This is a genomic window from Lysinibacillus phoenicis, from assembly GCF_047238325.1.
Taxonomy (GTDB): domain Bacteria; phylum Bacillota; class Bacilli; order Bacillales_A; family Planococcaceae; genus Lysinibacillus; species Lysinibacillus irui.
In genome coordinates, this window is sequence record NZ_JBDFMP010000002.1 from 1,737,854 (window position 1) to 1,759,311 (window position 21,458).

The following is a 21,458-nucleotide window of genomic DNA, read 5'->3' on the forward strand; positions in this document are numbered from 1 at the left end:
TAGCGATTAGTTAACGATGCATTGCTCTCGTTATTTTACCATGTCTAACACTATTTTTCTTGTCTCACTATCCACATGTAAAATTGTTTGTAGATCTGGTACTGCAATGTTTTGATGCGCTTGCATCACACGTTCAATCGTCTCATCAATTTCAAGGAATGTGATTTTTCCTTGTAAAAAGGCTGCAACTGCTGCTTCGTTTGCTGCATTCATTGCTGTTAAAATAGTACCACCCATACGTCCAGCCTCATACGCTAAACGCAAAGCTGGGTAACGCTCAAAGTCCATCTCTTGAAAATGGAGCTGACCAATTTGTGCTAAATTTAGCCGCTGACCATTATGTAACGGTATACGATCTGGGTAGCTTAAAGCATATTGGATTGGTACTCGCATATCTGGTGTGCCTAACTGAGCAATGACACTAGTATCATGATACTCAACTAGAGAGTGAATAATACTTTCTCTATGCAAAAGTACATCGATTTTATCATACGGCATATCAAATAATACATGTGCTTCGATGACTTCTAACCCTTTATTCATCATTGTTGCGGAATCAATGGTAATCTTTGCACCCATAGACCAATTCGGATGATTTAGTGCATCAGCAACCGTAACATGCTTTAATTGATCTCGAGTCTTATCACGGAAGCTACCACCTGAAGCCGTAATAATTAGACGTTCAATATTTTTAGGGTTTTCTCCATTCATTGATTGGAAAATTGCAGAGTGCTCACTATCAACAGGTAAAATAGTTGCTTTGTGTTTTTTAGCTTCTGCCATCACTAAATGACCAGCCGTTACAAGTGTTTCTTTATTAGCAATAGCAATTGTTTTTCCCATACGAATAGCTGCTAATGTTGATTCTAGTCCCACACTTCCAAGCACTGCATTGACTAGAACTGTGGACTCCGGATGTGTCGCAACTTCAACAAGTCCTTTTGCCCCAAATGTAAACTGGATTTGAGGATACTCCTTTGCAAGTGAACATGCGTCTTCTTCAAGCTGCACAGACACTAGCTCAGGCTTTAATGTTTCAATCATTTCTCTAGTTTTTTCAATGTTTCTTCCTGATGAAAATGCCACTAATTGAAAGGCATCACGTTGATCTTTTAAAATATCGTAGGTTTGCCAACCGATTGAACCAGTTGCACCCAATAAACTAATTTTTTTCACAACAAGTTGTCCCCTTTTTCTATCTAAGCAAATGATTTCACAAGATGTCTCGACGTAATGATTAATTATTGAACAAATGTAAAAAATGGAGCAGAGGCACGACAAATAGTAGACTATCAAAGCGATCTAAAATTCCACCATGCCCTGGTAAAATATTACCTGAATCCTTTACATCAAAATGACGCTTGATAGCCGATTCTACCAGATCGCCCATTTGACCAATAATGGAGGCAAAAATCGTGACAAAGACAAGTGAGATATAACCATTTGCAAATGGATAGATAAGTTGCATACCAATTGCAAATATGACTGCAATAACAATGCCACCTATAAAACCTTCAATTGTTTTCTTTGGTGAGATTTCTGGCCATAACTTATTTTTACCTAGTTTTCGTCCTACAAAATAGGCACCTGAATCTGTTGTCCATACAACTAATAAACAATAGACAACATACTCTAATCCAACATTTCTTGTTTCAATTAAGTAATGGAATCCTAACCCTACATAAAATGCACCTAATAAAATAAAGCCAACTTCGTCGAAAGTGATTTTATTTTTTACAAGGACCACGTAAATAAGTAGTAGCATCATTAAGCCATAGACTACCATTAAATTAGACGAATAGCCAATTGTCTCTACAAGCTTGTCACTCCAGTTCCCCGGAATGACAAGCAAAATTAAGGTTACTAAACCTAAGAAACCTGGTACAGAAAAAATGGAGATACCTTTCATTTTTAATATTTCATAAAAACCAACAATAGCCATTGCAAGCACAAGAATTGTGAACGGTACTTTACCATAAATAACGAATGGTATGAAAAGTGCTGCTGCAATTATTGCCGTGATAATTCGTTGTTTCAAGTTGTTTCTTCTCCCTTCAACCCACCGTAACGGCGATTACGTTTCTGATAGTTTTCGACCGCTTCCAGTAAGTTTTCCTCGCTAAAATCTGGCCACAATGTATCTGTAAACCAAAATTCTGTATAGGCGAGCTGCCATAACATAAAGTTACTTAATCGTACTTCACCACTTGTACGAATTAATAGATCTGGTTCAGGCAGATGAGCCGTCATCAAATGAGAGGTTAAGCAATCTTCTGTTATGTCTTGCATCGTTAAATGACCGTCCTGCACTTTTTGAAGCATCATTTTCATGGCATTGACCATTTCAGAACGACTGCCATAATTTAGCGCAAAATTTAAGATAAGCCCTGTATTATGTTTCGTTTCTTCCATTGCCTCATACAATGCTTTTTGCGTATGGGCAGGCAATAAAGATGGGTCTCCAATCATTTCGACACGTACATTACGCTCCATCATTTCTGGTAGAAAGGAACCTAAAAACTCAACTGGTAGTCGCATAAGAAAATCCACCTCTGGCTTTGGTCGCTTCCAATTCTCCGTAGAAAATGCATATACGGTTAAGACTTTAATACCTAGGTCTGACGCAAATCTTGTTACCTTACGTACTGTCTTCATTCCTTCATGATGACCAGCAACACGTGGCATCGCTCGTTTTTTCGCCCAACGTCCATTTCCGTCCATAATAATCGCTACATGGGCAGGAATCGGCTCGCTTTTAGCAAGGTCCACACGCTCCTCCAATGATAGTGTATCCATATTTATTTGTTTACCTAATAGCTTTTTAAACATGCTAACTCCCCCACTACAACTAATCGGACGTATACTAACCTATCATAACAAACAAAAGCGCTTTTTGTCTTTTTTTTCCCCTCTAAATTGACTATGTATGTACTAGCTTATTTTAGAACTATACACATATTAAAGAATGAGTTTGTTAAAAATTTGATGATTGTGTCATAAATGATCTTTTCTAAATTTCTTTATCAGCACATCGCTATGAACAATAAAGAGAAAAGACGTCCTGTTATGTATAGGACGCCTTCATCTCCTCAAAAAGTTCCATCAAGACATGTAAATCGTGTCGTTTACACCTCTAAAATTTCTTTTTCTTTATCTTTCGCTACTTGATCTACTTTCACAATGAATTCATCTGTTAACTTTTGGATATCATCACCGTAGCCTCGTAGATCATCTTCTGTGATTTCGCCAGCTTTTTCAAGTTTTTTCAAATCATCATTTGCATCACGTCGAACATTACGTACAGCGATTTTTGCATCTTCCGCTTCTTTTTTCACTTGCTTTACTAGCTCCTTACGACGTTCTTCCGTTAGAGCTGGAATCATTAAACGAATAACAGAACCATCATTTGTTGGTGTGATACCGATATCTGATTTCATAATTGCTTTTTCAATATCACCTAGAATTGTTTTATCGTAAGGTGTAATTACTAATAAACGAGCTTCCGGTATTGATACACCACCAAGTTGATTAATTGGTGTTGGTGCACCATAATAGTCAACCATAATACGATCTAATAGAGATGCGTTTGCACGGCCTGCACGAATAGATGCTAGTTCACGTGTGAAAGCTGCGATTGTTTTATTCATTTTTTCTTTTGCTTGTTCTAATACTTGTTTAGTCATTATGCATTCCTCCTAACAACTGTTCCGATTTTTTCACCTTGTACAGCACGTTTAATGTTACCTGGCTCCGTAATTGAGAAAACAATTAGCGGGATATCGTTATCCATACATAAAGTTGAAGCCGTTGAATCCATTACTTGTAAGCCTTGTTGGATAACGTCTAAGTATGTGAGTGTATCATATTTAATGGCTGTCTCATCCACTTTTGGATCTGCCGAATAAACGCCATCGACATTGTTTTTAGCCATTAAAATCGCATCTGCATCAATTTCTGCTGCGCGTAATGCGGCCGTCGTATCAGTAGAGAAGAACGGATTACCTGTCCCTGCTGCAAAGATTACAACACGTTTTTTCTCTAAATGTCTAACTGCTTTACGACGAATGTATGGCTCTGCTACTTGTGTCATCACAATAGAAGATTGAACACGTGTTTCAATGCCTAATTTTTCAAGAGCATCTTGTAGAGCAAGAGAGTTCATGACTGTTGCTAACATCCCCATATAGTCGGCTGCTGCACGATCCATTCCCATTTCACTACCAATTTTCCCACGCCATATATTACCGCCACCAACAACAACAGCAACTTCTACATCAAGATCTACTACTTCTTTTACTTCTTCTGCAACAGCCTTGATTATTTTTGGTGATAAACCGAAGCCCGCTTCTCCAGCTAACGCTTCACCACTTAATTTAATAACTACTCGTTTATATTGCGGCACACTCATTGTAAACCTCCGTAAGACTTTATTTAAAACCTCTCTATTCTCTTTTCCATTATAGTATATCTAACAATAATTGCTAGTTGTGAATAAGGCAGAATAGAAAATTATATGCATTTTTTTCTTGCATTTCGGAAAAATAGGGAACACGCTATGTTGTGTTCCCCATTTTTTGTCTAGAAAATCTAGATATTATTTGATTAGTATCAAATGCAAGCTAAATTAGTTACCTTTAACTTGGCTCATTACTTCTTCTGCGAAGTTATCTTCACGTTTTTCGATACCTTCACCTACAGCGTAACGTACGAAGCCGTTTACAGAACCACCAGTAGAAGCTACGAAGTCACGTACTTTTTGATCTGAGTTTTTAACGAATGTTTGATCAAGTAAGCAAACATCTTCGAAATATTTACCAAGACGACCTTCAACCATTTTAGCAACGATGTTTTCTGGTTTACCTTCGTTAAGTGCTTGTTCAGTTAATACTTTACGCTCACGTTCAACTTCTTCAGCTGAAACTTCATCACGAGAAACATAAGTTGGGTTGATTGCTGCGATGTGCATAGCAACATCTTTAGCAGCTGCTGCATCAGTAGAACCTTCTAAAGTTACTAATACACCAATACGGCCGCCCATGTGTAAGTAAGAACCGAATGCATCTGCATCAGATTTAGTTTTGATTTCGAAACGACGAAGTGTAATTTTTTCACCAATTGTTGCAACAGCTGTAGAAATTTGATCTTCAATTTTTACACCTTCAGCATTTACAAGTTCTAATGCAGCTTCTACTGATGCTGGTTTAGCAGCAAGTAATTGCTCTGCTAAAGAAGCAACTAATACTTGGAATTTTTCGTTTTTAGCAACAAAGTCAGTTTCAGCATTTACTTCTAGGATAATTGCTTCATTACCTTGTTCTAAAATGTAAGTTGTACCCTCAGCAGCGATACGGTCAGCTTTCTTAGCAGCTGAAGAAAGACCTTTTTCACGTAGGAAGTCGATCGCAGCTTCTAAGTCGCCATCAGTTTGTACTAACGCTTTTTTACAATCCATCATACCAGCGCCAGTTTTTTCGCGTAATTCTTTTACTAATTGTGCAGTAATGTTTGCCATTTAGTGTTTCCTCCTCAAATTGGTTGAACTATTAATGATAGGTTCTAAAAAAGGTGATAAGGGTTTTGAGCCACTTATCACCTTTTTGTAAACGTGAATTACTCAGCAGCAGCTTCTACAGCTGGAGCTTCTTCTTCACCTTGTTTTGACTCGATTAAAGCGTCAGCCATTTTTGCAGTTAAAAGTTTAACAGCGCGAATAGCATCATCGTTAGCAGGGATTACGTAGTCGATTTCATCTGGATCACAGTTAGTATCAACAATACCTACTAGAGGGATGTTTAATTTACGAGCTTCAGCAACCGCAATACGTTCTTTACGTGGGTCAACCACGAACATTACGTCTGGAAGATCGTGCATATCACGGATACCGCCTAAGAATTTGATTAGACGTTCGTGTTCTTTTTTAAGTTGGATTACTTCTTTTTTAGGAAGAACTTCAAAAGTTCCTTCTTCTTCCATTTTTTCGATTTCTTTCATACGTGCAACACGTTTTTGAATTGTACCGAAGTTTGTAAGAGTACCACCTAACCAGCGTTGGTTGATGTAGTAGTTGCCTGAACGTTCAGCTTCGTCTTTGATCGCTTCTTGTGCTTGTTTTTTCGTACCAACGAAAAGAACTTTACCACCGTCTTGACCAACTTGACGCATGAAGTCATAAGCTTCCTCTAATTTTTTAACAGTTTTTTGTAAGTCGATGATGTAGATCCCGTTACGTTCAACGAAGATATATTTCTTCATTTTTGGGTTCCAACGACGAGTTTGGTGACCGAAATGTACACCAGCTTCAAGTAATTGTTTCATAGAAATTACTGACATTTGAATTTCCTCCTAGTATGTTTGGTTTTTATCCTCCGCATTTATCATCTGCAACAAGCTACCCTAAGCTTAGAGCACCACTTACTACATCAAAATGCGTGTGTAGTAATAACACCATTTGCAACTATATCATAGCTTTAACTGATTCGCAACAATTTAGTAGTGAAATTTCAGTAAAAGCTCGATTTCTGTTTTGCCCTTTTGTAGTTGTTTCGCTATTTCCTCTGTTGATTTACCCTGCTTTGCTAATTCTAAAGCTTGTTGTTCCACTGTCAGTACTTTTTCAAGTTTCTTTTGCTCCTCTACTTTTGGTGGCGAGGCTGATTGCATCCTTTTTGAACTTGTATGCTGCTGACGGGAATAAGCATTCGCTACAACATTTTTAGGCACATAGCTACGAGATTCTTTATCTAAATTTAGAGAACTATCACTATGAGACTCTTGTACTGCTGGTGAAGATGCCCTTTCCTTTGGTGCTCTAATATGTTCTTCTTGCAGCATGGTACCCGCTGCTACTTCTGGTTGAGAAACATTTTGTAATTCTTTAATAAGACGATCATTTTCATCTTTCATTTCAGTTAAATAGACACTAATCGTATCGTCCATTTCCCGCATTAAGCGTTCTTGTTTCTTTTCCAAATCTTTAAACTTTGCTAGCTTTGTATTTAAAATAATAAGGAAGTAAAATGAAAGTAACTGTAAAAAGAATAGTACCGCTATTAGTATGGTTGTCATTGTAAACTCCTATCCACTGAAATCCACGAAATTGCCTTTAAACGGATGCTTTGCCTGTTTTTCTTGTTGATCCCGTTTCTTTTTCTTCTTTTTATAAATACCCTTTAAATATTCCCCACCTGCATCTTCATCCTCACTAATTTCGTCCATACCTTCTGATGTATTGACAATTTTCTGCTTGCGTTCTACTTCCTTTTTTAATGCTTCATTTGCATGTGCTTGTTGGGCTGATACTTGTTGCTGAGCCTGATCTGCGATTTTTCCAGCTTCAAATGTTTTTGGAATAGCAATTTGCAATTCGACACCTTTTAAACTCATTGGAATCTCTCCCCTAAGGATATTTACGCATTAATCATTTCACTAGATAATAGCTTTCTTAGCTTTAATAGCGCTTTTGAATGAATTTGAGAAATACGTGATGTTGATAGCTCAAGCATTTCGCCAATTTCAGTCAATGTTAATTCCTCTGTGTAAAATAGACTAAGTACAAGTTGTTCTTTTTCATTGAGCTTTTGAATATTTTCAGCCAAATCTTCTAGCAACTCTGCTTTAATAACAGTTTGTTCGGGTGTTTTTGTCGTATCATCCCGAATAACAAATGACTTACCTTCTACTTCTTCCTGATCTTGTTGTTCATTAATGGAAAGAACATTGGAAAAAAAGTGCTCCTGCACCGTCTGATAAACATCTTCAATTGGTACATTCATATGCTCCGCAAGTTCCTCAGGTGTTACATGACGCATATATTTTTGTTCTAATCGCTCAATTTGAGCATCTAATTTTTTGGCCTTTTCACGCGCAGAACGCGGTAACCAGTCTTCCTTACGTAGACCATCTATGATTGCTCCTCTCACTCGAAACGAAGCATATGTATCAAATTTTAAATCTCTGTTGATATCAAACTTATTTAAAGCATCAAAAAGTCCTACCATACCTAAACTCGTTAAATCATCTCGTGAAACGCTCTTTGGTAAACCAGCACCAATACGTTGGACATGATAAGACACTAAAGAAATATATTTTTTTATAAGTAAATCACCAGCATCTGGATCACGCTCATGTATCCATCGATTCCATAGTTTTTGCTCATCGTTCAGAATTGGTTGTGTCATGAAATCCACCTCTCTAAAAAACGCTTTTACACGCCCGTTTGCCACTGACTACATGCGCTCCTAAAATTTTTCATTCAACAGGATTTCTCGGTTTTTAAATCCACATTAAAGTTAATCTAGACGTGAACCCCGAAAAGCAAAAAAATCAATAAGCTGTTGCCATCTTTCCTATATTATAACAAGAATCGACTATAATTTCATTTGTTTCTCTTAGTCTCTAATATATTCCTTTAGTTTTTATTTACATAGAAAAACTGTATCCTCGTTATGATGAACGTGTTGGATACAGTTCTTATTCTGATGAAATGATTAAACTTTAATTTTAGAAAGGCAGTCCTAAAATAAATGGCTCTCCTCTATTAACAAATGGTACGACAACAAGAAGTCCAATAAACGGTATGTTTGCTAAAAGTTTGATAAGTTTCAACGTATATTCTCTAAATATTACAATATGGCGTAGTAACAGGAACAATAGAAGTAATTAAGCCATTGTCAATTAATATATGTACCTTTTCTGTAATAGTCTCGATTGCTAAGCTATTCTCATAGTGAGAGCCCTTTCTAATAGAGCATTTATGCAAAATGTAGAGCCCTACATGTTTTTCCACCTTGTCCTACAAACTATTAAAATATTAAGAACAAATGAGTAAGGGATGGCTATTTTACTGGAATTTAGGTGTGCCATCCCATCATCAAATGTTAAATTGTATTGGAAACAATATTACCATTGAAAATAGTGGCCATGCGGCGAGATCTGCGGGCTATTGCTTCAGCAGAGCAAGAAGCCTCAACTAATACCATGTTCGCGCTATCTCCTACTTTTGGCCATACTTGTTCGCCAGCTTGATTAAGCGGTGTTTTTCCTCCTGTAATAAAATGGAGCGTTTGTGCTAATGAGCGCTCATTTCCCCATCCTGAACTTTTTGCCAAACGGCCTGCTCGTTCTAATAAATCCCCATTACCAAATGGTGACCAAACATCAAAGATATTGTCACAACCAATCGCAACAGGTACTCCTTTACTGTGCAATAAACCAACAGGTGGGAATTTTCTACGTAAAGGAACACTTGTCACAATCGTGATGCCCGCATCACATAAAATATCTGCCATTTCTTCTGCCTCGGCTTTAGAAACATCTCCTAATCCAAATGCATGACTAATCGCTACCTTGCCTTGTAAACCAGCTTCTTTAGTCAATTGGGCTAATCGTTTCATTGTAAATGTCCCCAGTTGATCTGGATCATGTAAATGAAAATCAATCCCTACATTTCCTTCAACAGCTAGTTCCACCATTTGTTGTAGAGAGGCTTCAATATCACCATCAACTGTAGCAGGATCAACCCCTCCTACAAGGTCGACACCCATATGAAGGGCCTCTCTTACTAAATTTGCTGCCTTCGTTCGTAAGAGCCCATGTTGTGGAAAGGCAACGATTTCATAGGACAGCTTTCCTTCAAATGTATTTAAAGCTTTTTGAACTTCCTCTAAATTTTTCAAGCCTACCTCAGGATATAAATCCACATGCGTACGGACATGTGTCACGCCGGCTTGCACATAACGAGCCAGTAGCTCCTCTGCACGTTGTTGTGTGGTTGTGTGCAATGTTGGCAGCACCTCTTTTTCAATCTCAAATCGTTCAAAAATATTGTTAGCAGGTGTGACTGCGCGCCATTGATCGCTTAAGAGTGTTTTGTCCAGATGACAATGTTTTTCTATAAATGAAGGTAGTGCTAATAATTGTTTCATATCGTTTTTCGGGAAATCATCATGTAATCGACTATCAGCAGAAACTATTTCTGCGATTTTTCCATCTTTGATTAAGAGATGAGAACAAGCCGTATTTGTCTTGCAAACCATTCCATTTTCAATTTGATAACCCGTTTCAAGACGTACATTAGTTAACCAGAAAGTAGAATTCATTCTATAACGATCCCTTCTTTTTCAAAAATTAAAGTTCTCCTGAAACGACATTTCCTTTAAAGAGTACTGCCACTCGTCTTGCTCTTCTTGCTATTGCTTCTGCTGAACAAGTTGCTTCAACAAAAACAACATCCGCTTCATCTCCAATATTCGGCCAAACAAGTTGTCCCTCACTGTTTAAAGGTGTCACGCCTCCAGTAATATACTTTAGACTTTGAGCAAGTGAATGTTCATCACTTAAACCAAAGCGTTCAGCTAGTGTTCCTGCTTTTTCTAAGCTGTCACCCATACCGAATGGCGACCAGTGATCCGTAATACTATCATCTCCTAAAGAGATTTGTACTCCTTTTTGATCTAATAATGGAATAGGAATTGTCTGACCTATTGGAACTGATGAGGTAATATCAATACTATGGTACGCTAGCAACGCTGCTACTTCAGTTGCCTCTTCCCTAGAAACATCCGCAAGAGCCATCGCATGACTAATTGTCACCCTTCCCTGCCACCCTGCTTCCTCGGTTAAGGCTGCTAATCGTTTAAAGGTAAAGATGCCTAAATGACCTGGATCATGGATATGTAAATCAACATTTGCATTTGCTTCCACTGCTAGCTCCATTACCGTTTGTAATGATTTCTCAATGTTTTCATCGATTGTCGCTGGATCTACGCCACCTACTAGTGACGCTCCACTACGTAATGCTTCTCTTACTAAAGAAACGGAGTCACTACGCAATAACCCATGCTGTGGGAAAGCCACGATCTCTAAAGCTACCTTATTTCGAAAGGCCTCTTTTGCTCGTAACACAGCTTCTAGATTTTTCAAACCAATAAACGGATCGATATTACAATGCGTCCGAATATGTGTTGAACCAGCGTGTAAAAGTAAATCTAATAACTTTTTCGCTCGTTCCTCTGCAACAGGCAATAAGCTTGGAAGTAGTACCTCTTCTTCTTTTAACCTTGTGATAAGACCTTCTGTTGGTATCGAAGGAGCCTTCCACGGCCCGCCAAAATATGTTTTATCAATATGAATATGCATATCTCTAAAAGCAGGAAGCATTAAATAACTTCGTGCATCTCGTTTAGGTAAATCCGTTTCTAACGGCTGATCTCCACTAATTATCTGCTTTATTTCCCCATTTTCAATGAGAACATTAAAAAGAGCTGTTTTGGTTCCTGTAACAGTCCCCTTATTGTAATGATAAGCCGTTTCTAATCGTACATTTATTAACCAATATGCTGTTGGCGTCATTCATTGAACCTCCTAAAATTTATTGAAGATTAACTAGTTGAACCATTTGAATGGCTCTCTCTTTTGGGGGTAAAGATAGTTGATTGTAGACATAATCTTGACTAGGGTTACTAGCATTATAAAAATAAACAGTTGAGATTTTAGAAAAATAGACGGCACTTAAACACATAGGACACGGTTCAGTACTCGCATACATTTCGCAACCTTCTAAACTAGTCGTTTTCAATGTATGACAAGCTTGTCTTATTGCTTGAATCTCTGCATGATTCGTTAGATCATTGGTAACTGTCACTTCATTCACGCCAGACCCTATCACTTGGCCATCTTTTACTACAATGGCGCCAAAAGGAGCACCATGTTTCGTACTTTCATTTTCCCGCGCTAAGTCAAGCACTTGTTTCATAAAGTCTTGCCGTTTCATATCTTTCCCTCCTAGAAATGCGAAATTCACTATTCCACTGCCTCTTCATTCCAAATGATGATGAAAAAAGATGCCCTGAAAAATTTCTAGTCAAAACATTTCGTCTTTTTACGGTACAAACAATGGCATCCTTGTCCTTTTCATAGCCCTTTTCAAGAAGTGATTACAAGGACTCATTCTATGATAAACGTCAAATCTTTTTATAATTTGAAGTTTTCTGATTAAAATCTATATCCTTTGTACAATATGCTAACACGAAGACTGCATATATGAATAATATAAAAAAAATTAGTTTTACTTAAGTTTTTCATATAATAAAGCCTATACAGACCAATAAAAAAAAGCCGCTATTCGCGACTCTCTTTTATGCATTCACTTGTTGTTCTTCTCGATTCATCATTGTTCGTACTACTTGTGCAATTTCTTCAGAATTCTCATCTTGAAATTCTACCGTTGAATTAGCTGCTGGAGTTTCTGCTTCTTTCGTTGAATCAAGTCCATTTTCCCCTAAATCACTTTCATCTACTTCCTCATTTACCTCTGGGGTAAACATGATGTAAGCAATTAAAAAACGCACTATATACATCAATAAAAATACAATTATTGCTACAATAAATGAGCCGATAATAATTCGCAGAGGAGTATACGGTTTTAGAAAAGTGCTAAAAAAATAAAGAGAAAAGGCAATTAAAGCTCCCCAGAGATTATAAAATATAGAACCAAACATTAGATTTCGCTCACTCCTTGGTTAACTGTTCGAATATGTAATATTGACGTTGCAGGATTAAATTCAATCGTTCTACCACTATTTCCACCAGTATCCTCGGCCACTAAAGGAATGCTGTGCTTCTTTAATTCCTGTTTGACAGCTTCTACATTACGGGGACCAATGCGCATTGTATCTTTATCAGACGTAAATTGAAACATTTGCGCGCCCCCTGCAATTTTTGCCTTTAGTTTAAATTTTTGAACGCCTTCTAACTTCAATAAATCAATCATTGCAGCAATACCCGTATCAGCAAATTTTGCTACATTGATTGACTCTGCTCTGCCTAAATTTGAATCTGGTAACATCACATGGATTAAACCAGCAATTTTTTTTGACTCATCATATAAAATAACGCCAACACAAGAACCAAGACCAGAAGTTCGAATTGTGTTAGGAAGTTTTACTACATCCATTTGTGCAATTCCCACTTTAATCACTTGTCCACTACTACTGCTTAACATCATCATGAAACCCCTAATGATTTAAAAATTGCATCGAAAGAGTCAGGATCTGGTAGTAGGAAGAAATGACCTCTCACTGTTTCGTGGTCTTCCACACCTTCTTCAAAAATGGATGTATTTATAACAATAACATTATCACTCACATGTGATAATTCAATTAAACCAATGCTTATAATAGCTCCAAACATATCAACGCTTAGACCGGGCACAGTCGGGTAAATTTTTAAATTAGTAAAGTCCGATAGAGCAGATAAATAGGAGCCAGATAAAATATTCCCCATCTCTTGCATAGCAGATAAACCTAAATCTGAAACAGGTCGTTTTTTAAAGTCAAATGAGTCATCGAAAATAAGACGACGAATAAAGCGGTTAGCTTGTTCGATAGGTAAAATAAAGAACATACTGCCCTCTGCATCACCTTCAATGCGAAGATAAATACCAACAACGACGTTTTCTGATCCGCCAGCCAACTCCATCATATCGTTAAAGGACACCATTTCTACCTTTGGTACCCGCATATCAATTTTTTTCCCAAGTAAATTGGAAAGTGCTGTCGCGGCATGCGCAGCACCAATGTTTCCAATTTCCTTTAATACATCTAAATGTAGTGATGTAATCTTTTGATTAAATGTCATTATCGATCCCTACTTTAGTGGATTTAATACTTTTTCTAAATGCAATAAAATTAATAATCGTTTTTCTACTTTAGCTACTCCTGAAATAAATTCCTCTTCAAGTGATCCAACAACCTCTGGTTGTGGTTCAATAGCACTTGCAGGAATATCAATCACATCGTTAGCTGAGTCTACGACAAAGCCTACTTCCATATCCTCTAATGAAATAATAATAATGCGTGTTGTTTCCTCATGATCAGAAATCGGTAATTCAAAACGTTCTCGTAAATCCACTATCGGCGTTACAACCCCACGTAGATTGATTACACCTTTGACATATTTCGCTGTTTTCGGCACACGTGTGATATGCATTAATTTTTCTATTCCTTGGACATGGGATACAGGAATTGCATATTCTTTATCGGCTAGTTGAAAAACAATAACTTTTATACTTTCTTGTTCCACTGCGTTTGTCATACTTTACACCTCTCTTATTCATTCACCTTACTTAATTAATGCGTTGCAATCTACAATCAAGGCTACCTTGCCATTACCTAAAATAGTTGCACCGGAAATCGCAAAGATATTTGTTAAGTAATTTCCTAATGACTTCAAGACAATTTCTTGTTGGCCAATGAAAGAATCCACTACTAAACCAGCAAGTTTTTCACCTTTGCGGACAATTACTACTGAATGGAATTCTTCCTCTTGCGGTGCTTTACGTGGAACTTCAAAGATTTCCTCTAAAAATACCAAAGGAACAACCTTGCCACGGAAGTCGATTACTTTTTGATTATGTGCATTCATAATCTCTGATGAACGGATAATAGATGTTTCAATAATAGACGACAGCGGAATTGCATAAATTTCCTTTTCAATTTCCACAAGCATTACTGAAATAATAGATAATGTCAGTGGTAATTGAATTGAAAAGATGGAACCAACGTCTTGTGTAGATTCAATTGAAATATTGCCACCTAATGATTCAATTGTTGTTTTCACAACATCTAATCCTACCCCACGACCAGACACATCTGAAATAACATCTGCAGTCGAGAAGCCTGAAGCTAAAATAAGCTCATTGATTTGTTGATCAGACATTGAATAAGATTGTTCTTGTGTCACAATGCCTTTTGAAATAGCTTTCGCTAGTACTTTTTCACGATTGATGCCTGCACCATCATCTTCAATCTCGATAAAGACGTAGTTACCACTATGGTATGCACGTAATACCACCGTTCCTTCCTCTGGCTTGCCTTTTGCACGACGAGCCGTTGGATTCTCAATTCCATGGTCTACGGAATTACGGATTAAATGGACTAGCGGATCACCAATTTCATCGATAACCGTACGATCTAATTCAGTTTCAGCACCAATAATTTCAAGGTTAATTTTCTTATTTAAGTCACGCGATAGTTGACGAATCATTTTTGGGAAACGGTTGAAAACAGTTTCGACTGGAACCATGCGCATCGTTAAAATGATTGTTTGTAAATCACCCATTACACGACTCATTCGCTCAACTGTTTCATTGAGTTCTCCATGATTCACTTCTGTAGCGATAGATTGAAGGCGACCACGATCAATGACTAGCTCCTCAAATAAGTTCATTAAAATATCAAGTCGTTCAATATTTACACGAATTGTTTTATTCCCAACTGGTGCATGTGTTTTATCAGCCTTGTTAGGAGCTGCTGATTTAGCTGGCTTTGCAACTGGTTCGGCTTTAACAGGTGTAGCCTCCATCTCAACTACCGCAGTGGCCGTTGCAGCTATTTCTTGTTGAGCTTCATATTCTTTTTCACTAAATTTCTTTTGGTCAATAGTTGTCACAACAACTTCCTCAACCTCTGAAACTTTCATCAGCTTTTTCTGCATATCTTCTGCTGATTCTTTTGTCACAAATGCAACATAAAATTGTTGATCAAACTGTTCATCTTCAAGTTTTTCAACCGATGGACTTGATTTAATGACATCCCCATCTTTTTCTAAAATCTCAAATACCATAAATACACGTGCAGCCTTTAGAAGGCAATCCTCACGTAACGTAACTGAAATTTCATAAGCATTAAAGCCTTGTTCTGATGATTGAGTAATAACTGTTTGTTCAAAACTATCATATTCTAAAACACTTTCTACAGCTGGTGCTACGGCTGTTGCTACCACCTCAGCTACTGCTTCCTCACCTAATTCAATCCGTTTAAGCTGCGCAACCGTTGATGAAACATCACGTTTTCCATCACCGCCGTTCGCAATATCCATCACCATTTCTTCTAAATGATCAACAGATTCAAAGACAACGTCTAAAATTTCAGGTGTTACATGAATCTTTTCATTTCGAATAGCATCTAAAACATTTTCCATTTTATGGGTTAAATCAGCTAAATCTTCAAATCCCATTGTGGCAGACATACCTTTTAACGTATGGGCTGAACGGAAGATTTCCCCAACAATTGCTAAGTCTTCTGGATTTTTTTCTAATTCTAATAAATGTTCACTACACGCTTGTAAATGCTCTTTACTTTCTTCAATAAACATCTCTAAATATTGATTGACTTCCATAAGAGGACACCCCTTTTAAGGCAAATATTTCATTATTGTTTGTGCAATATCATCTACATCTGCAACTTCATCTACAAGTTGCGTTTCAACCGCTGCTTTTGGCATACCATATACAATGCATGTTTCTGATGACTCTGCAATTGCAATAACGTTACCAGTACTTTTTAATACCTTTAATCCGTTAGAACCGTCATGACCCATACCTGTCATAATCACTGCTACTTTATCAAAATCGTTAAACTGACTAACATCTTCAAACATCACATCAACAGAAGGTCGATGGCCTGATCTTGGTGGTTCTTGGTTATCTAGAACAATACCAAAAGTCGTCCCTACTTTTCTGAGTTTTATATGATAACCACCTGGTGCAATATAGGCCACTCCATTTTGCAATATATCTCCCTGTTCAGCTTCCTTTACAGTAATTTCACTCAGCTGATCGAGACGAGTAGCAAGTGATTTAGTAAATCCAGCAGGCATATGCTGAACAATTAATATTGGTGCTTGGATGGATTTAGGGATTTTAGTTACAACCTCCTGAAGTGCACGAGGTCCTCCGGTGGACGTACCAATTAGCACAATTTTTTTCCCAACTTTACTCCATTCTACCTGTGGCCTTGTTACCGCTACCTTAGTAGCAGTAGCATTTGCAGGAGTATGTGCTCGTCCACCCTGTTGTAATTCATTTATTACGGTACTCGCCTTTGTCACTGGTTCTTGTTGTCTTTTACTACCAGAAGGTTTTTTCAATTTGGAAATTGGCACCATAGCAGCTTGCTCCACTTTACGAACGAGCTCATTTTGGATTTTATGTAAATCAAGAGAAATAGTTCCGCTTGGCTTTGCGACAAAATCTACTGCACCACTCTCAATTGCTGCTATCGCATTTTCTGTCCCACGCTGTGTGGTACTCGAGAGCATTACTACGGGAACTGGACATTGTTTCATAATTTCTTTTAAAGCATCGAGCCCATTCAATTCGGGCATTTCAATATCCATTGTCACAACTGTAGGCTTCAACGATTGTATCTTTTTGATCGCATCTTTTCCATTCCGTGCTGTTCCAACAACTTCTACCTTCGAGTTGCCAACAAAAAAGTCACTAATTAGCTTTCTCATAAAAGCAGAATCATCCACAACTAATAGCTTGCTTTTATGTAAAAAGTCCAATTAATCACGCCCTTTCGAGAAAATACTTCTGAGTTTTGTTATAAATTTTTTTGCTGCTTGATCATGTGCATGTATTTCCTCCACACGATGCTCTATAAATCGTACAACAATGAGCTGTAATGTCTTTGAAATGAGTGCGTCTGGGTAAGCAAGAGAGAATGGTACTTGCTCACGCACGGCCTTACGCACAATTGGATCCTCAGGTAAAGAACCAAGAGTTTCTATCTCTTTGTCTAAAAAACGTTTCATCGTTACCTTTAATCGTTCATTCGTTTCTATTCCTTCTTCTTTGCTAAAAGCACGGTTACAGAGAGTATAAAACTGCTTTTCTGGATCTCGAACATGTATATATTTCATCATGGAATATGCATCTGTTATAGAGGTAGGTTCCGCAGTTGAAATAACAATAATTTCATCAATGGATGTTAGTAAGTCTAGCGACCAATTTGTCGCACCAGCCCCCATATCAAATAAAATATAATCATAGTTTTTTTGAAGCTGTTCAAATGCAAGAATAAGTCGCTCAAACATACTATGTGACCACTCAAGTACGCTTGTCATACCTGATCCACCTGAAATATATTTTAAACCATAGGGTCCTTCAAATATGACCTCATCAAGTTGCTTATTTCCTTCTAGGTAATCTTTTAAACTATTAGAAACATTTCTTCCAATTAGAATATGGATATTCCCCATCCCAATATCCATATCAACAACGGCAACTTTTTTACCTTTTTGGACTAAAGTCATAGCAAAATTCATTGTGAAGTTACTTTTACCTACCCCACCTTTCCCACTAACAATTGCAATTGCTCTACCTAGTTCGCCTTGCTGTTTCATCATTTTCAAGCGTAATGCTTCAGCTTGGTCTCTCATTTTTCTTCACCTTGAAAAAACAAATTAAGCACTGCTTCTAAATCAGCTTCCTCAATATCTTCTGGTACTTCTTGACCATTCGTATAGTAAGCAAGTCCTTTATTATATTTAATCATTAAATTGATCATAGTGCCAATAGAATTTGTTTCATCAATCTTAGTGAAAATAAATTTTTCAATCGGTACTTGTTTAAATTGGTCAACAATGTTTTCCATATCCTTTTCTTTCGTTGTCATGGCAAGGACTAAGTAAGATTCTGCTTGATCATCAAATTTTATGAGACGCTGGAGATCTTCCACATATTTAACTTCTTTATAATTTCGGCCAGCTGTATCAATAAAAACTAAATCTAAATGGGATAACTTTTGCACGGCTTGCTCAAAATCTGTGGCATTATAGGCTATTTCGACAGGTGCCTGTAAAAGCCCAGCATATGTTTTTAGCTGCTCTATTGCAGCAATTCGATATGTGTCAGTCGTGATAAAGCCAACCTTTTTCTTTTTTTCTAACACAGCTCTAGCTGCCATTTTGGCAATGGTTGTTGTCTTTCCAACACCTGTTGGTCCTAAAACATTGATATACTTTCTTTCGTAGGATAATCCCCCTACTTGAAGAACTTCTAACTTTTTACGTAGTAAATTTTTCGTAATCATTTTACATTGTGAGAAATTTATTTCTGACGCTTCTTTAAAATGCATAAAAAGCTCATCACCTATCGTTGTGATGAGCTCTTCACTTAGCTCTTGCTGTCTTAAGTATTCAATGAAGGGTAAGAGTTCATCGGGATATTGAGCTTGGGTAGTCTTTTTATGCATGGATTGCATTAAAGATTTTAAATCAGCAATTTCCTTCCTCAATTCTTCAGACATACTAGTGTCCTCTAGTATAGCTGCATCCTGCGGTATTTGATCTTGATGAATTTTTGCTTGAATAGCATCAGTAATCTCTTGTAGCCTTGCATTGTTTTTCGGAGCTACAGGTAATACAGCAGGTGAGGGTGCTGGAGCTACTTGATTTGGCTCCATTGCATCCACTCCTGCAACCACTTCAAAACTTTTCTGTTTAATCAGACCGAAAAATTTCTTTTTAATGACTACTTTTGAATTCAAAATGACTGCGTCCTCACCTAATTCTGCCCGCACCTGCTTCATCGCTTCTGGTATGGATGATGCATAATACTTTTTCATTTTCATTGAACATTCACCACTCCAACACTTTGAATTTCGACCGAAGCATCCAGCTCATTATAGGATAAAACCGGAATTTGTGGGAAATAACGCTCCGTGAGTTGACGTAAGTACATACGAACAGCTGGAGAGCATAAAATAATAGCGGATTGCTCCATAAAGGAAACACGCTCTACCTCTGCTGCAATAGTCTCTAAAACTGTTTGAGAATCTTGAGGATCCATTGCTAAATAATTCCCATGATCCGTTTGCTGAATACTATCAGCAATCATTTTTTCTACCTTACCTGACACCGTAATAACCTTTAATGCTGAGCTATCTCCAACATACTGCGCCGTAATTTGGCGAGCCAATGCTTGACGAACATACTCTGTTAAAATATCTGTATCACTCGTTAACTTTGCATAGTCAGCAAGTGTTTCAAAAATAATTGGTAAGTTACGGACAGACACATTTTCCCGAAGTAGCTTGCCAAGTACCTTTTGAATTTCTCCAGTAGATAAAGGAGTTGGCGTCAATTCCTCTACTAAAATTGGATGCGTTTCGCGCAAATGATCGATTAGCTGCTTTGTCTCTTGACGTCCTAGTAACTCATGAGCATTTGCTCGTATGATTTCTGTTAAGTGTGTTGACACCACACTTGGTGGATCCACAACAGTATAACCATACATTTCTGCATCTTCTTTTACTTGCTCTGTAATCCATTTAGCTGGTAGTCCAAATGATGGCTCAACCGTATCAATACCTTCAATAGAATCATCATCGCCTGGACTCATCGCTAAGTAATGATCTAATAAAAGCTCACCACGTGCCATTTCGTTCCCTTTTATTTTGATTCGATATTCATTTGGTTGAAGTTGAATATTATCACGAATACGAACAACTGGAATGACAATTCCTAATTCTAATGCTAGCTGTCGACGAATCATGATGACACGATCTAATAAATCTCCACCTTGTGCAGCATCTACTAAAGGAATTAATCCATAACCAAATTCAAATTCGATAGGGTCCACATTTAATAAATTCACAACATTTTCAGGGCTCTTCATGCCATCTGTTGCCACTTCTTCCTCAATTTCAAGTAATTCCTCTTCGTCCTCTGGCTTCTTACGCCCCATCATATAAGCTCCTGCTATTAGAGCAATTCCGATTGGAAGTGTGATCCAATCCGGAATTGGCGTAAATAAACCAAGTAATACAATTGTACCACCAGCTACATAAAGAAGCTTAGCTTGGGCAAATAATTGTCCTGTAATGTCCTGGCCAAGACTCCCTTTAGAAGATGCACGTGTTACAACTATCCCTGTGGCTGTTGAAATAAGCAAGGCCGGAATTTGGGAGACAATACCATCACCAACAGTTAGCTTAGAAAAATGAGTTGCTGCTTCCGCAAATGGAAGCCCCATTTGGACAACCCCAATGATGATACCGAATAATAGGTTGATAATAACCATTACCATCGAGGCAATGGCATCCCCTTTTACGAATTTTGTAGCACCGTCCATCGCTCCATAGAAGTCGGCTTCTCCTGATACTTTTTCACGACGTTCACGTGCTTCCTTTTCGGAAATAATCCCTGCATTTAAGTCAGCATCAATACTCATTTGTTTACCAGGCATTGCATCAAGTGTGAAACGTGCTGCAACTTCAGCTACCCGCTCTGCACCTTTTGTAATAACAATAAACTGAATTAACACTAGAATTAAAAAGACAACTAAACCAACAAGAATATTTCCTCCAACTACGAAATCACCGAATGTTTCAACGACAGATCCTGCATCACCATTCGCTAGAATGGCACGAGTTGTGGATACACTTAATCCTAACCGGAACAAAGTTAACAGTAATATTACTGAAGGAAAAATTGAAAAATCTAATGCTTCCTTCATGCTCATTGCTGTTAGCAGTACAATTAATCCTAATGTAATATTAATGACAATTAAGAAACTTAACATCCACGGAGGAAGAGGGATGATGAGCATCGCAACGATTAAAATAACCGCACCTAAAACCCCAATATCGCGAACTTTCATTTGTGTCCCTCCT

Annotated in this window: 22 protein-coding genes; all 22 read right to left on the minus strand. The window is 37.6% G+C overall.

Annotation, left to right across the window (positions count from 1 at the left end; genetic code table 11):
• Positions 1 to 30 precede the first annotated feature (30 nt).
• Positions 31 to 1,176, minus strand: a complete 1,146-nt coding sequence (gene dxr, locus ABC382_RS10350; protein ID WP_274795999.1) for a 1-deoxy-D-xylulose-5-phosphate reductoisomerase — start codon at positions 1,174 to 1,176, stop codon at positions 31 to 33.
• A gap of 61 nt (positions 1,177 to 1,237) precedes the next feature.
• Positions 1,238 to 2,038, minus strand: a complete 801-nt coding sequence (locus ABC382_RS10355) for a phosphatidate cytidylyltransferase (RefSeq protein ID WP_274795998.1) — start codon at positions 2,036 to 2,038, stop codon at positions 1,238 to 1,240.
• Entirely contained in the window at positions 2,035 to 2,829 is a 795-nt protein-coding gene (uppS, locus tag ABC382_RS10360) for an undecaprenyl pyrophosphate synthase (protein WP_274795997.1), read from the minus strand. Before uppS ends, ABC382_RS10355 begins: the two co-directional genes overlap by 4 nt.
• A gap of 296 nt (positions 2,830 to 3,125) precedes the next feature.
• Positions 3,126 to 3,683 carry a ribosome recycling factor gene (frr, locus tag ABC382_RS10365; RefSeq protein ID WP_274795996.1) on the minus strand — a complete coding sequence of 186 codons (558 nt, stop codon included), beginning with the start codon at positions 3,681 to 3,683 and terminating at the stop codon, positions 3,126 to 3,128.
• Positions 3,683 to 4,408: a UMP kinase gene (gene pyrH, locus ABC382_RS10370; protein WP_274795995.1), complete on the minus strand. Its 726-nt coding sequence runs from the start codon at positions 4,406 to 4,408 to the stop codon at positions 3,683 to 3,685. The genes frr and pyrH overlap by 1 nt, the downstream gene beginning before the upstream one ends.
• 216 nt (positions 4,409 to 4,624) lie before the next feature.
• A complete protein-coding gene (tsf, locus tag ABC382_RS10375) occupies positions 4,625 to 5,512 on the minus strand; it encodes a translation elongation factor Ts (RefSeq protein WP_274795994.1) in 888 nt (295 codons plus the stop codon).
• Positions 5,513 to 5,610: 98 nt separating this feature from the next.
• Entirely contained in the window at positions 5,611 to 6,330 is a 720-nt protein-coding gene (rpsB, locus tag ABC382_RS10380; protein WP_274795993.1) for a 30S ribosomal protein S2, read from the minus strand.
• A gap of 156 nt (positions 6,331 to 6,486) precedes the next feature.
• On the minus strand, positions 6,487 to 7,065 hold the full coding sequence (locus ABC382_RS10385) for a hypothetical protein (protein ID WP_313470061.1): 579 nt from the start codon (positions 7,063 to 7,065) through the stop codon (positions 6,487 to 6,489).
• A gap of 9 nt (positions 7,066 to 7,074) precedes the next feature.
• Positions 7,075 to 7,383 carry an RNA polymerase subunit sigma gene (locus ABC382_RS10390; RefSeq protein ID WP_274795991.1) on the minus strand — a complete coding sequence of 103 codons (309 nt, stop codon included), beginning with the start codon at positions 7,381 to 7,383 and terminating at the stop codon, positions 7,075 to 7,077.
• A 23-nt stretch (positions 7,384 to 7,406) separates the two neighbouring features.
• The gene (locus tag ABC382_RS10395; RefSeq protein WP_274795990.1) at positions 7,407 to 8,177 is read right to left on the minus strand and encodes a FliA/WhiG family RNA polymerase sigma factor; all 771 of its coding nucleotides are present in this window, start codon (positions 8,175 to 8,177) and stop codon (positions 7,407 to 7,409) included.
• 699 nt (positions 8,178 to 8,876) lie between these two features.
• On the minus strand, positions 8,877 to 10,097 hold the full coding sequence (locus tag ABC382_RS10400; protein ID WP_322611419.1) for an amidohydrolase: 1,221 nt from the start codon (positions 10,095 to 10,097) through the stop codon (positions 8,877 to 8,879).
• Between the two features lie 28 nt (positions 10,098 to 10,125).
• The gene (locus ABC382_RS10405; protein ID WP_313470069.1) at positions 10,126 to 11,349 is read right to left on the minus strand and encodes an amidohydrolase; all 1,224 of its coding nucleotides are present in this window, start codon (positions 11,347 to 11,349) and stop codon (positions 10,126 to 10,128) included.
• Positions 11,350 to 11,368: 19 nt separating this feature from the next.
• Positions 11,369 to 11,770, minus strand: coding sequence for a nucleoside deaminase (locus tag ABC382_RS10410; protein ID WP_274795987.1), 402 nt, complete (start codon positions 11,768 to 11,770; stop codon positions 11,369 to 11,371).
• Between the two features lie 364 nt (positions 11,771 to 12,134).
• Positions 12,135 to 12,497 (minus strand): hypothetical protein, encoded by a 363-nt coding sequence (locus ABC382_RS10415; RefSeq protein ID WP_313470072.1) that lies wholly within the window; start codon positions 12,495 to 12,497, stop codon positions 12,135 to 12,137.
• The gene (locus ABC382_RS10420; protein WP_396631730.1) at positions 12,497 to 13,003 is read right to left on the minus strand and encodes a chemotaxis protein CheD; all 507 of its coding nucleotides are present in this window, start codon (positions 13,001 to 13,003) and stop codon (positions 12,497 to 12,499) included. Before ABC382_RS10420 ends, ABC382_RS10415 begins: the two co-directional genes overlap by 1 nt.
• Positions 13,003 to 13,635, minus strand: a complete 633-nt coding sequence (locus tag ABC382_RS10425) for a chemotaxis protein CheC (protein ID WP_274795985.1) — start codon at positions 13,633 to 13,635, stop codon at positions 13,003 to 13,005. The genes ABC382_RS10420 and ABC382_RS10425 overlap by 1 nt, the downstream gene beginning before the upstream one ends.
• 9 nt (positions 13,636 to 13,644) lie before the next feature.
• Complete coding sequence (locus ABC382_RS10430; RefSeq protein WP_274795984.1) at positions 13,645 to 14,091, minus strand: chemotaxis protein CheW; 447 nt, start codon at positions 14,089 to 14,091, stop codon at positions 13,645 to 13,647.
• 27 nt (positions 14,092 to 14,118) lie between these two features.
• Positions 14,119 to 16,176 (minus strand): chemotaxis protein CheA, encoded by a 2,058-nt coding sequence (locus ABC382_RS10435; RefSeq protein ID WP_322611418.1) that lies wholly within the window; start codon positions 16,174 to 16,176, stop codon positions 14,119 to 14,121.
• 15 nt (positions 16,177 to 16,191) lie between these two features.
• Positions 16,192 to 17,346, minus strand: a complete 1,155-nt coding sequence (locus ABC382_RS10440; protein ID WP_322611417.1) for a protein-glutamate methylesterase/protein-glutamine glutaminase — start codon at positions 17,344 to 17,346, stop codon at positions 16,192 to 16,194.
• Complete coding sequence (locus ABC382_RS10445; RefSeq protein ID WP_274795981.1) at positions 17,347 to 18,222, minus strand: MinD/ParA family protein; 876 nt, start codon at positions 18,220 to 18,222, stop codon at positions 17,347 to 17,349.
• Positions 18,219 to 19,415, minus strand: a complete 1,197-nt coding sequence (gene flhF, locus ABC382_RS10450; RefSeq protein ID WP_322611416.1) for a flagellar biosynthesis GTPase FlhF — start codon at positions 19,413 to 19,415, stop codon at positions 18,219 to 18,221. Before flhF ends, ABC382_RS10445 begins: the two co-directional genes overlap by 4 nt.
• Positions 19,412 to 21,445 (minus strand): flagellar biosynthesis protein FlhA, encoded by a 2,034-nt coding sequence (gene flhA, locus ABC382_RS10455; RefSeq protein ID WP_274795979.1) that lies wholly within the window; start codon positions 21,443 to 21,445, stop codon positions 19,412 to 19,414. The genes flhF and flhA overlap by 4 nt, the downstream gene beginning before the upstream one ends.
• Positions 21,446 to 21,458 lie beyond the last annotated feature (13 nt).